At 68.3% G+C, this 12,741-nt stretch carries 9 protein-coding genes and 2 tRNA genes; 10 read left to right on the forward strand and 1 reads right to left on the reverse strand.

Annotated features, from left to right (window positions below):
• Window positions 1–11 precede the first annotated feature (11 nt).
• Window positions 12–1,970 (reverse strand): right-handed parallel beta-helix repeat-containing protein, encoded by a 1,959-nt coding sequence (locus VFE28_06985; protein HZM15731.1) that lies wholly within the window; start codon window positions 1,968–1,970, stop codon window positions 12–14.
• 480 nt (window positions 1,971–2,450) lie between these two features.
• Between VFE28_06985 and VFE28_06990 the strand changes: the two genes are divergently transcribed.
• The 10 genes from VFE28_06990 to VFE28_07035 all read left to right on the forward strand — a co-directional run bounded on the left by VFE28_06990 (window position 2,451) and on the right by VFE28_07035 (window position 12,641).
• Window positions 2,451–2,524 (forward strand) — tRNA-Gln (locus VFE28_06990).
• 109 nt (window positions 2,525–2,633) lie between these two features.
• A tRNA-Glu gene (locus VFE28_06995) sits at window positions 2,634–2,709 on the forward strand.
• A 240-nt stretch (window positions 2,710–2,949) separates the two neighbouring features.
• On the forward strand, window positions 2,950–4,467 hold the full coding sequence (locus tag VFE28_07000) for an HAD-IG family 5'-nucleotidase (protein HZM15732.1): 1,518 nt from the start codon (window positions 2,950–2,952) through the stop codon (window positions 4,465–4,467).
• Window positions 4,468–4,490: 23 nt separating this feature from the next.
• Window positions 4,491–4,856, forward strand: a complete 366-nt coding sequence (locus tag VFE28_07005) for a hypothetical protein (protein ID HZM15733.1) — start codon at window positions 4,491–4,493, stop codon at window positions 4,854–4,856.
• 39 nt (window positions 4,857–4,895) lie between these two features.
• The gene (locus tag VFE28_07010) at window positions 4,896–6,944 is read left to right on the forward strand and encodes a tetratricopeptide repeat protein (protein HZM15734.1); all 2,049 of its coding nucleotides are present in this window, start codon (window positions 4,896–4,898) and stop codon (window positions 6,942–6,944) included.
• Between the two features lie 26 nt (window positions 6,945–6,970).
• Window positions 6,971–7,657 carry a hypothetical protein gene (locus tag VFE28_07015; GenBank protein ID HZM15735.1) on the forward strand — a complete coding sequence of 229 codons (687 nt, stop codon included), beginning with the start codon at window positions 6,971–6,973 and terminating at the stop codon, window positions 7,655–7,657.
• A gap of 568 nt (window positions 7,658–8,225) precedes the next feature.
• Window positions 8,226–8,894 (forward strand): hypothetical protein, encoded by a 669-nt coding sequence (locus VFE28_07020; protein ID HZM15736.1) that lies wholly within the window; start codon window positions 8,226–8,228, stop codon window positions 8,892–8,894.
• A gap of 120 nt (window positions 8,895–9,014) precedes the next feature.
• Window positions 9,015–10,169: a tetratricopeptide repeat protein gene (locus VFE28_07025; protein HZM15737.1), complete on the forward strand. Its 1,155-nt coding sequence runs from the start codon at window positions 9,015–9,017 to the stop codon at window positions 10,167–10,169.
• Window positions 10,159–11,124, forward strand: coding sequence for a class II fructose-bisphosphatase (gene glpX, locus VFE28_07030; protein ID HZM15738.1), 966 nt, complete (start codon window positions 10,159–10,161; stop codon window positions 11,122–11,124). The genes VFE28_07025 and glpX overlap by 11 nt, the downstream gene beginning before the upstream one ends.
• Before the next feature lie 17 nt (window positions 11,125–11,141).
• A complete protein-coding gene (locus VFE28_07035) occupies window positions 11,142–12,641 on the forward strand; it encodes a hypothetical protein (GenBank protein ID HZM15739.1) in 1,500 nt (499 codons plus the stop codon).
• Window positions 12,642–12,741 lie beyond the last annotated feature (100 nt).

A 12,741-nucleotide genomic window follows, 5' to 3' on the forward strand; every position in this document is an offset into this window, starting at 1 on the left:
GCGTCGCCGTACTAACGGAGCCGAACGATGGTCCGGCGATCCTGCCCGCCGGGGTAGACGCACCGGACCAGGTACAGGCCGGCCGGTGCAAGCTCCCCACTGCGTGTCCGGCCATCCCACACCACCTCCTGCCTGCCCGCCGGCCATTCCCCGCCGCCGAGGGAAACCAGTCTCCGGCCCCGCACGTCGAAGACGTCGATCTCGATCGTCGCCGCGCGCCTCAACGTGAACGCGATCCGTACCGGGTCCCGCCCTGGACTTGGAACGACCTCGAGCAGCCGGAAGTCCGGCGACGAGAGGGACGCTACCCGGATCGGCGTGCCGATCACTGTGGTCTCGCGGCCCGCCGCGGCCACCAACCGGTACCAGTACTCTCGCTCCGGCGACGCGCTCCGATCGAGTTCCATGACGGCTCCGCCGTCGACTGACCGCTCCGTCAGCGGCCGAGTCCACAGCCCGTCGCTCCCCACCTCGGACCGCTCCACCCGGAACTCGGACGCCCTTGCCCCACCTACCTCCCACACCACACGGATCCCGTCGGTCGCCCATTCCGCCCACCAACGCATGGCCAGCACTGCGGTGACGCTGGGGTGCTCGTGGGCGCCGATGTCGATGGTGCCCCCCCGGAGGCGCGTCCCTCCATCGATATCCGTAGCGCCCGAGAGGGGCTGGCCGTGGGAGTCGTTGCCCAGGTCGATTCCCGCGTCGATCGCGGGCGAACCCGCCTGCAGGTGCAGATCCGCGAACGGGCCGACGAGGAGCGGGTTGACGAACCGCGCACGGGCGTCCGGGAAGGCTCCCGGCGAGGTGTTGCTCGCGCCGAAGTAGATGTCGCACTCCACGAGGACATTGGTGTTGTTGCCACCGCTATTCGAGATGTATGGCTGGCCGGACCTGGCGTTGAGGATGTTGTTCTTGATGGTGATCCGGTCGCAGTTGTACTGCAGCTCGATCTCGCCCAGGGCGCCCTGGTAGGTGGTGTTGTTGACCACCACCACGTTCTGCGCCATGCCTCGATCTGCGGCGTAGCCTCCCATGAGGATGTTGCCCAGGTAGCCCCGCGCAATGAAATTGTTGCGCACCGTGATGTTGCTGGCTGCCTTGCCGCTGTGCTCGCTGGCGACTTCGATGCCGATGTCGCAGTTGTCGACCGTGTTGCGTTCGATGACGATATCGCGGCCGCCGTCCACGTAGATGCCGCCGGCGGATCTGTCCCCACCGTACGTCGGGTTCGTGGCCGAGGTGATGTTGTACACCAGGTTGTCCACGCAGACTCCGTTGCGGGCCTGATCCTGGGCGGCCGGGCCCGTGCCCTCGAAGCCGATGAAGTCGATCCCGATGTTGTCGTTGTCGTGGACGGTGTTCCCGGCCACGCTGAACCCGTCGATATTGCCGTTCAGCACCAAGGACTCACTCTGGCCGAGCTGGCAGTTCCGGATCTCGTTGCCTTCGACGACGATGTTCGTCATGGGGGTGGCCGCAGTGCCGTAGAAGGCGATGCCATGGGCGTTGCCGTTGGGCCTCTCGATGTTGTGGATGAGGTTGTTTCGGAGCTCGATGAAACTCGAGCTTCCTTCGACACTGATCCCCATGGGGGTGCCGGAACGGAAGTTCCGCACCGTCAACCCGACGACTCGGATGTAATTCCTGTTGCTGATGGTGATGCCCGCTCCGGACCTCCCGGTGCCATCCAGGATGGCCCCGGGCTCGCCCTGCAGGGTGATGGATCCAGCGACGGGCGAGCCGCTGAGGGGGAAGACGACGGCTTCGTTGTAGGTCCCGGCGCGCACCGTGACCGTGTCTCCGGGCCGGGCGGCGACGATACCCGCCGCGACCGTGGTGAAAGCCCCGCCGGAGGGCGCCACGATGATTTCCAGGCCCGAGACAGTCCCCGGAAGGAAGGCACAAAGCAAGGCCGCCAGAGCGTACCGGGGGCGCAACCAGCGAACGTGAACAAGTGATCGACCCATGGAACCTCGTCCGTCCGGGTCTCTCCAGAGCGAAACGGCGGGAGACTCTATTCGATCGCCGCGGATCGGCGCAAGCGCGTCGGCGCCACGGTCGCCCGCCCATGAAACACGAACGGCGCGAGGGCGATCGGGATCGCCTCGCGCGCCGTCCCGGCTTGTGTAGGCGGTGGCTTCGTGGTGGAATGCAGCATTCTCGACCACGACTTCGCCCGCGTACGCTGCGCGCGCTGCCGCGCCGAGTTCCTGCTCGGCTTCAGCTGCAAGATGCGGCTGTTGTGTCCTTCTTTGAGCGCCTCGAGATCTGGTCCGACTGGCTCTGCCATCCAGGTTGGCGCCGGTCAGGCCCCTGGACGCCATGCCAGCCCATGCTCTATCGTTCCCGCCACTTTGGTGGTTCCAGTGGTCACGACGGAGTGAGGACGGATCCGAGGGAGCGGTACAGTCCGAAAGCATCGCAAGTTGTTGTAGAGTGCGCCTCGTTGGCCGGTCGTCCAACGGCAGGACAGCAGACTCTGGATCTGTTTATGGGGGTTCGAGTCCTCCCCGGCCAACCAGACCGCCGCGCATGGACACGGGCTGCAAGCATCCTGGCGTGTCTTGACGCCTCTTTCCGCGCCGTGATAGAGAGACCGGCACGGGGGTGGTGTCTCCGCCCCGTCAGGCGGCCCCATCGTCTAGTGGCCTAGGACGGATGGTTCTCAGCCATCAAACCGGGGTTCGATTCCCCGTGGGGCTGCCACCTTGCGCGAGGCCTGCCGGCATCCTGTCGGTGGGCCTCGGTCTTTTTCCGCTCTGGCCTGCGGCGCTCGCCGCTCGGGATCGTGAACAGTTCTTGCCTGCCTCCGGTCTCGCCTCCGGTCGGGGGCCGTCCGGTCCTCGGAGAGGTCGCGGCAAGCGCAGAGGGCGGGGCGTGCGGAAGCTGCCCGGACCCGCGCCTGCCGGCGGCGTCGGGACGGACGCGGGGCGGAGTGACGACACGATGGCGTACCAGCGCTCACAATCGAACCACGCCTCGCTCCTCGAACTCCAAGCCGGGGAGAAGCAGATCCCCTACGCCCGGCGCGTCTTCGTGAACCGCAATCTGAAGATGGCGAGCATCCGCGCCATCGGCTTCGACATGGACCACACCCTGGCCGTGTACCGGAAGCTGCCCACAGAGACCTTGGCCTTCGAGGCCACCCGGGACAAGCTGATCGCCGAGAAGGGCTATCCCGAAAGCATCGCGAGCCTGCAGTACGATCCGCATCTGATCATCCGCGGCCTGGTGGTGGACAAGCTCCTGGGCAACGTCCTGAAGACGGACCAGTACAGCTACGTCGTCCGCCTGTACCACGGCACGCGCCAGGTCCCGAAAGAAGAACGGCGGCGGCTGTACCGCAACCGCCCCATCCGGCTCTCCAGCCCCAAGTACATGTCCATCGACACGCTCTTCGGCCTGCCCGAGGCGACCTTGTTCGCGCTGCTGGTGGATCACCTCGAGGCGCGGTCGCGCCGGCGGCTGGATTTCGTGCAGATCTACGACGACGTGCGGGAGTGCATCGACAGGGCCCACGCCGATGGCACCATCAAACGCGCCATCGTCGCCGCGCCGGGCCACTACATCGAGCGCCACCCGGAGCTGGCGCCGACCCTCGCAGCCTTCCGCGATCAGGGCAAGAAGCTGTTCCTGCTCACGAACTCCGAACCGCATTTCACCCAGCAGGTCATGAGCCATCTCCTCGACGGCGCGCTGCGCACCCTGCCGTCGTGGACCGACTACTTCACCGCCGTGGTGATGAGCGCGGGGAAGCCCGGCTTCTTTCGCGCCGTGAAACGGCCGCGACCCCTGCGCCGGGCGGAGCTGCGCGCTGCCGGCCTGCCGGGCGGCCACCTCCCGCCCATGCTCGCCGGCGGCGGCGCCCGGGGACTCGAGGCCCTGATCGAGCATGCGGGGGAAGAGATTCTCTACGTCGGCGACCACACCTTCGGCGACATCCTGCGGGCGAAGGCGCATTCCCGCTGGCGGACCGCGATGGTGGTGGAGGAGCTGGAGCCGGAGATCGAGCTGGAGCGCCGGCTGTCCCAGCGCTACCAGAGGCTGGATGCCCTGGTGCAGGAGCGGCACCGGCTCCAGGGGGAGATCGGTCGCCTGCGGCGGCGCCTGCAGAACCTGCGCCGGGGCGGCAAAGGGCCTCGTCGGCGGGGGGCCCGCGGCTCGGGCACGGTGGTGGACGCGGCCCAGCGCCTGGAAGGGAAGATCCTGGAGCTCGAAGCCGAGAGCGGAGAGCGGGCGGCGGTGCTCCGGCAGCTGCGCGAGGCCATCGAGCGCCGCTTCAACCGGCACTGGGGCAAGCTGTTCAAGTGCGGCGAGATCAACAGCCGCTTCGGGCACCAGGTGAAGGACTTCGCCTGTGTCTACACCAGCGCCGTTCGCAACTTCCTCGCCTACCCCGAGAGCATGTATTTTCGTTCTCCCCGTGAGATCATGCCCCACGAAGCGGGGCTGGACCGGGAGTGATGGTGCGCGAGAAAGGAGAGCCCGTGGGGCAGGAGATCGTGGCATTCCTCGAGGACATCTTCTTCACCGCCAAGATCCGCGAGGTGGCCCGGGAGCAAGGCCGGGACATCCGCTTCGTCCGCGACCTGACCGGGCTGGAGAAGCGGCTCGCAGCGCCGGCCCCGGCGGCAGCGCTGATCGACCTGGCGGCGGCGTCGTTGCGGCCGCTCGAGCTGATCCGGCGCATCAAGTCGCAGCCCGATTGGGCGGCGGTGCGCGTGGTCGCCTACAGCTCGCACGCGCAAGCGGAGCTGCTGGAGGAAGCGAGCAAGCTGGGGGCCGATGAAGTGTTGCCGAAGACGGGTTTCGCCCAGCGTTTGCCGGAGATCATGCAGAACGCCGGCGTCTAGAGGCCGGGCTTGACCCTACGAGCCAGCGCCGGGAGGAGCGTGCGCCTGCTCGCCGTCGTCGCCGTGGCTGCGGCGCTGTTCCGCCTCGTCTACTTCGTCGAGGTGCGGGACGAACCGAGCTTCTCGCTGCCGCAGGTGGACGCGGCGGATTATCACGGCCGCGCCCAGCAGGTGATGCGCGGCGAAGGTCTGGGACCGCAAGCGTATTACAAGGCCCCGGCTTATTCCTGGTTCGTCGGACAGGTCTACCGCCTGACCGGTCCTCATCCCGAAGCGATCTACGTCTTGCAGATGCTGGGCGGCGTTCTCCTCGCCGGCCTGGTGGCGCAGCTGGGAATGCGGTGGTGCGGCCCGGCGGTCGGTGTCGTTGCGGGCCTCGCTACCGGCCTCTACCCCCGGCTCGTCTACTACGAAACGCAGCTGCTGGTGGAGCCGGCGGCTCTCGTCGTTTCCACCCTCGCCGTGGCGCTCCTCGCCCGCACCACTCGCTCCTGGGCGGTTCTGGCGGCCGGGGTCCTCTCCGGGGTGGCGCTGCAGCTGCGCCCGCTCAACGGTCTCTTCGTCCTCGCGCTCCTCCTCTGGCTCCTGCACGGCGCGGACCGCAGAGTGGAGCGCTGGCGCCGCAGCGCGCTCCTCCTCGCTCCGGTGCTGTTGCTGCTCCTACCCACGCTGCGGCACAACCGGCTGGCGACGGGCCGGGTCGTGCCGATCTCCCTCAACGGCGGCATCAACTTCTACATCGGCAACAACCTGGATTACGACGACACCGTGGCGATCCGGCCGGGTCTCCGCTGGGAAGAGCTGACCCAGCGCTTCGACAGCCTCGATGATCCGGTGCAATGGGAGAAAAACTACTACGCCGCCGCCTGGCGCTCGGTGCGCGCTGCGCCACTGCGGCATGCGGCGCTCGCGCTCAAGAAAGTGGCTTTGGTTTGGAGTGGGCGCGAGATCGACCGCAACCAGGACTCGGCACCGCTCCGGCAGGCGTCGCGCTTGCTGCGCGGTCCGGGGGTCTCTTGGGCGGTGCTCGCCATCGGCGGCCTGGTGGGCCTGGTGCTGGTCGGGCGCCAGCCGCCACTCTGGCCGCCGTTGCCGCTGCTCGTCTGGTTGCAAGTCCTGGGTGTGGTGGCGTTTTTCGTCACCTCGCGCTATCGGCTCTGCCTCGTTCCCTGGCTCGCCCTCGCGACGGGAGTGGCGGCGGTGCAAAGCGCCGGCGCTTTGTGGCGCCGCGAGGGGCGCCGACTTATATTGCTCGGGGTCGCGTTTGCCGCCGCGGCCCTGATCGTCCTGCCCGATTGGACCGGTCTTGAGCGCCACTCCTTCGGACGCCCCGAATTCGATCGTGCCATGGTGCTGGCCCGCCGGGGCGAGCGAGAGGCCGCGCTTTCCGCCTACCAGAAGGCGGTGCAGCAGCAGCCCGACGATCCGGACGTGGTGTACCGTTATGGAGAGCACTTGGAGCTGATGGGCCGGCGCGGCGAGGCGATCCGCGCTTACGCGCAGGCGGCGGCGCTGGCGCCGGGCTCGTACAAGCCGTGCCTCTCCCTCGGAGCGGCCTACATGCTCGAGGACTCTCTCGACGCCGCTTGGACCGCGTTCACCGAGGCGGAGCGCCGCGGCGATCCTTCAGGGCGGACGGCCTACGACATGGGCCTGGTCCGGGAGCGTCAGGGCAGGTTCGAGGAGGCAGCGGCACTTTTCGAGCGCAGCCTGAGGCGAGGGGACGAGAAGCAGGAGGTGGCGGCGCGTCACCTGGCGGCGGCACGCTGCCTCGTGCGGCTCCAACGTGCCGAGGCGGCAGAAGTGCATTTCCGCGCCGCCGAGACGATGCTGCGGCAGCCTGCCCTCGTGCCTCTGGAGCGGGCCGAGGCCTGGTTGCGAGCTGGCGAAGCGACGCGGGCTCTGGCGCTCCTGCAGACAGTCCCGGGTCTGGACCGGAATGCGCGCGGGCAGGCCATCCGGGCGCGGGCTCTGGAAGTCCTGGGGCGAAGGACGGAGGCCGAGGAGGCGGCGCAGCGAGCGCTCCAACTGGAGCCGCAGTCCGAGGCCTATCGCCGGCTGCTGCAGGCGATCGTGACCCCACGCTGAAGTCTGAACCAAAAGGGGTCGAGAAGATGAAGGCGAAACTGCTCGTGGTGGCCATGGCTTTGTGGCCCAGCATGCCCAGTCTGGTGGCCGCCCAAGGGACGGCGTCCTGCCCGGGCTGCGAGATCGGGATCTACAACGACGCGAGACTTTGCAGGAACTTCGGGACCTTCGGGGATTTCGCCATCTTTGCCGACACGCTGTACCTCGGCGTCAAGTACGACCCGAGCTCATCGTTCGACGCCTTGACCGGGATCGAGTTCAGCGTCCAGGGCATGCCGTTAACCGGCTTGCCGCCGGCCTGGACGGTCCGTGACGGTGGCACCGCGGTCGGACCGCCGACGCCGGCGGCGCCAGCGGACACCACCACCGGCACGGGTGGTTGGAACGTCGTCTGGCCGGAATGCCAGCCCGGCAACAGAGTCGTGGTGCAGATCAGCATGGTCTCCTTCGATCCCTTCCCCAACAACACGGTGATCCGGATCCTGCACAGGTTCCCGCCGCTGGACAGGACCTTCCCGTACCCGCTCTTCACGCAATGCGACGTCCCGTACTTCACCAAGACGTCAGTGCGTGGCGGGTGCTTCGTGCTGAATCCGGATCCGGCGCTACGCCCCGGCGATTCGGTGGGGAACCCGCCGTGCCTGTTGGTGGACCGCTGCTTCATTGCCGTCGATAGTGCCACCTGGTCCGGTGTGAAGGCGCTCTACCGCTGAAGAAGCGGGACGAAGCCTCCGTTCCATCCGGGGGAGCTCCGGCTCGCCCTCTCCCTTGGGGGGTGAGGGCTTGCTGCAGACCCCGCCGGGTCTGGACCGAAATGCGCCGGGCAGCCCATCCGGCGCCGGCTCTGAAGTCGTGCAGGCGCAGGCCGGGGACCCCGAGGGCCCCCCCGCGAGCGGTCGAAATCGAGCCGCGGCCTCCTGCCGATCAGCCGCGGTCGGGAGCCGCGATGAAGTCTTAACAAACGGAGTGACAACTCGTTGAGAAATCGAACCGAGGCCGGCCGGGGCGCGGGACAGCGGGAAAGCCGTTGCGGATCGGCGGCTTCTGATGATAATTAGAGAAGAGCCTGCCGAGGTTTTCGTTGCGTACCCCCTGAAACTACGGACGAGTGGCGATGCGGGAGTGGAGGGAATCGGTGTCGCGCCTGGTCACGGGGATGCCTCTGCGGCCCATGGCCTGCCGGCGCCCGACTGCCGAGTCACGAGAAATGAGCGCTCACGGCGGACTGCCTGCGAGGGCGGGGGTGCCGTCCCGCGCGAGAACCCCAGGAGGGTCAAGAGGATGAAGTCGAAACTGCTACTGCTCGCATTCCTGTTGGTCAGCGTGCCCGGTCTGGCTGCCGCGCAAGGGACGGCCTCCTGTCCGGGCTGCGTGATCGGAATCTACAACGACGAGGCATTGAAGAAGAACTACGGGACCTTCGGGGATTTCGCCGTCTTTGCCGACACGCTGTTCCTCGGCGTCAAATACGACCCGAGCTCATCGTTCGACGCCTTGACCGGCATCGAGTTCAGCGTCTATGGCATGCCGACACAAGGCTTGCCGCCGGGCTGGACGGTTCGTGACGGCGGTACCGCGGTCGGACCACCGACGCCGGCGGCGCCAGCGGACACGACCACCGGCACAGGTGGTTGGAACATCGTCTGGCAGGAGTGCCAGCCCGGCAACAAGGTCGTGGTGCAGATCAGCATGGTCTCGTTCGATCCGATCCCCAACGACACGGTGATCCGGATCCTGCACAAGTTCCCGCCGCAGGACGACACCTTCCCGTACCTGCTCTTCACGCAGTGCGACTTCCCGTTCTTCACGAAGACGTCGGTGAAGGGTGGCTGTTTCGTTCTGAATCCGACCGTGGGGCCGGGCGAGTCGGTGGGGAACCCGCCGTGCCTGCTAGAGACCGACGCGGTCCAGGGCATCTCCTGGTCCGCGGTGAAGGAGTTGTATCGCTGAGAAGCGGAACGAAGCATCGGTTCCATCCAGGGGGAGCTCCGGCTCCCCCTCTCCGTTTGCGGGGTGAACGCCTTCCCTGTGCGGGGTGAAACCTTGCCGCGACTGCGACCAGGAGTGCTCATGGCACTCTGTCTGGCTGGAGCGCTCGGCGCCTGCGCTCCGGCGCCGGATCCAGGGACGACGCCATCGCGCGCCATGGAGCTCCGGGCCGCGGCGCGGGAAGCGAGCGCCCGGGGAGACGACGGGGCTTGCGTGGCCCTCCTCGAGCAGGCCGTGGCGCTCGAGCCCGGTGGGGCGGAAGCCTGGGAGGAGCTGGGACGAGCCCGCGAGAAACGGGGGGATGCGACGGGGGCCGTGCAGGCCTACGAAGCTGCCATCGTCGCTGCGCCGCAGCGCTACCAAGCGCACTTGGATCTGGCCATTCTCTGTATGCGAAGCGGGATGACGGGGCGCGCCCGGAGCGAGCTGCAGGAAGCCTTGGACGCGGCGCCCGGGAACGCCTCGATCCACTGGAACTACGGCGCGGCGTTGGTGCAGGTGGGGAAGCCGGAGGAAGCGCGGCAGCATCTGGTGGCAGCGCTGCGCCTCGATCCAAGCCTGGGTCCGGCGCACGCGGAGCTCGGCCGGGTGGAGGCCCTCGCCGGCCACACCCAGCAGGCGCTGGCGCATTTCGCCCAGGCCGAGAGCCTCGGTGTCCACTCCGCGATCTTCCATGCCAATTGGGGACTTGCCCTCTTGCAAGGGGATAGCCCTGATGCGGCGGCGGACCAGCTCCGCCAAGCGGTCGCCGCCGACTCGACCCAGGCCGCGTGGTGGAACCATTTGGGGGTGGCGGAGTTGCAAGCCGGCCGGCAGGCCCCGGCGGAGGGCTCTTTCCGCACGGCGCTGTCGCTCGCACCCGAGGACGACGTGCGCTTCAACCTGGCCAACCTGCTGGTGCAAGCCGGAAGGAACGCCGAGGCCGAAGCGCTACTCAGCCCGCCACCGCAGCGCGCCGATCTGCTCGCACTGCGGGGCCTGGCGCTCCGCGGCCTGGGGCGCTCGACCGAAGCGCGGGACTGTCTGGCGGCCGCGGCCGGCAAGGCGCCGCGGGACGTGAACGTGCTGAACAACTACGGTGTACTCTTGGCAGAGACGGGGGACGTGCCGGGGGCGTTGGAGGTGTGGCGGCGGGTGCTCGCGATCGAGCCGGCGAACCAGACCGCCCAGGAGAACTTGAAGGCGCGCGGCGGTGGCGCTGCCACCGCACCGAGAGGACCGCAGCATGGACCGTAACCTGGCGCTGGAACTAGTGCGGGTCACTGAAGCGGCGGCGCTCTCCGCGGCACGCTGGATGGGCAAGGGCGACGGTTTGCAAGCCGACGGGGCGGCCTTCGAGGCGATGCGCAAGGCGCTCGCCGCGGTGGCGTTGCGGGCCCACGTCTGTGTCGGCCGGCCGTCGCTCTCCGGCGACGACGCCTTCACCGAAGGGCGCACGATCGGTGACCACGACGAAGCCAACAAGGGCCTCGATCTGGCGGTGGATCCGCTCGAGTGCATCGACAGCGTCGCCACCGGGCGCTACAACGCCATGAGCGTGGTCGCGGTGAACACCGACCGCACTTTCCTGCAGGGCGCCTCGGGCCTCTACATGGACAAGATCGCCGTCGGTCCGGATGCGGCGGGTCGCATCGATCTCGCCGCCTCGCCGCTGGAGAACCTGGTGAACATCGCTTCGGCGAAGCGTTGCTACGTCGAGGATCTCACCGTGGCGATCCTGGAGCGGGAGCGCCACGCGGGCCTCATTCGCCAGGTGCGGGAGGCGGGGTCGCGGATCCACCTCATCGCCGACGGCGATCTGGCCGCCTCGGTGGCGACGGCGATCGGGGATTCCGGCGTCGACGTGCTCATGGGCATCGGCTCGGCGCTGTCGGCGGTGCTGGCGGCCGCGGCGCTGGCCTGCGTCGGCGGCGACATGCAATGCCGCCTCGTGCCGGTGAACGCCGGGGACGAGGAACGCATCCGGGCGCTCGCCGGCGGATCGGCCCGGCGCAAGTATGGCTTGCAGGAACTGGTGGGAGACGGCAGCGTCATGTTCGCCGCCACCGGCATCACCGAGGGCGACGTGCTGCGAGGCGTGCACTTCCGCAAGGGCGGGGCGGCGACGCATTCCGTGGTCATGCGGCGCCGGTCGGGAACGATTCGTTTCATCCACGCGAACCACTTCTTCGAGCGCAAGCCGCGCTACTAGAGCGGCTGGAGGTCACGATGCCTCTCGATGCGGAAAAGAAGCGGCTCGAGGCCCGGCTCCTCGGGCTGCTGCATCAGGCGCTGCAGGAGCGCAACCGCGACGATATCGTGGGCACGTCGCTCGAGCTCGGAGCGTTGTATCTCTCCGGCGATCTCTACGACCGCGCCGAGGAATGCTTCCGGCGCGTTCTCGAGGAGCCGGTGAAGCGCCTGGCGCGGGGCGAGGAGAAGACCCAGGCCGAGGCCGGTCTGGCCCAGGTGCTGCTCGTACGCGGGCATCTGACCCTGGCTCGAGAGGCGCTGGAGCGGGCCCAGCGCGCTGCCGGCGTTTCCGACGCGACGCTCCTCGAGATCCGCAAGCTGGAATGGCAGCGCGATCTGCACGAGGGCCGCTACCGCGACGTGGTGGACGCCATCGAGGCCACCCTGGATCACGAGACGGTGGAGAAGCTCGGCGACGGGCGCGTCGACATCATGATCCTCGAAGCACGGGCGCGGACGCTTCTCGGGCGTCACCGGCCGGCGCAGAAGCTGCTGGAGAAAGCCTTCGAGCTGGCGCAGAGCAACGGCTACGAAGCAGGCGCCGCGAACGCGCGCAGCGAGCTCGGCGTCCTCCTCGGCATCGTCGGACAGTTCAAGCGCGCCCACGAGCACTTGACGGAGGCGTTGAAGAGCGACGAGGGCGCCGGCAGCCTGGTGCGTCTCGACCGCGATCGCTACCGGCTCGGCACGCTCTTCCTGCGCATGGGGCGCTGGCAGGACGCAGGCAAGTTGCTGCACGAAGCCTACGAGTCGGCCCGGGACCTGCGCACTTTGGACAACCGGCTCTCCAGCCAGCTCGGCGAAGCGGAGCTCATGGCGCTGCGAGGGGAGCGCGAGGAAGCCCGCGATCGGGCGATGGACGCCATGGAGGTCGCGCGGGCGGCGGGGTTCGTGCGCCTGCACGTGCAGGGCTTGCTCGTCCTCGGCACGGTGGCGCTCGAATCGGAGCAGCCGAAAGAGGCGCTAGAATTCCTGCGCGAGGCGGAGAATCTCTATACCCGGCACGCCCCGGAGAGTCCGATGATGGTACAGATCCAAGCCAGGCTCGGGCGCGCCTACGATGCCCTCGGCGAAAAGACCACCGCCTTCGAGCGCCTCATGCGCGCCCACAATCTCGCCCGCGAGACGGGCAACCTCTACGACCGCCATCGCATCGACAGCTACCTGGGGGAGCACTACGTGCGGAGCGGCGCCGAGGACAAAGCCGCGACGCTGCTCTCCAAGGCCGCCGCCGACCTCGGCACGCTGGGGGCGAAGTACGACGTGGCGGTGACGCGCTTGCGCTTCGCCCAGCTCCTCATCGGCAGCAGCCGGGAGCGGAGCGCCGAGGAACGAGCGCGGGAAACGAAGCTCGCCCGTTCCAATCTCTTCGAGGCGCGGCGCCTCTTGGAAGCAATGGGGGCCGCCTCGCGTCTCGCCGAGGTGGCGGCGCTCGAGGCGCGCCTGCATCAAGCGCCCGCTGCCTCCGCCGACTGAGCCGAAGCGACGACGCCCCCGAACCCCATGATTTCGCGAGGCATGGTGGACCCGCATCGGTCGGTCGTGGGGTGGATTGCAGGCCCCGGTGTGCAGGCGT

The organism is Candidatus Krumholzibacteriia bacterium, assembly GCA_035649275.1.
GTDB lineage: Bacteria > Krumholzibacteriota > Krumholzibacteriia.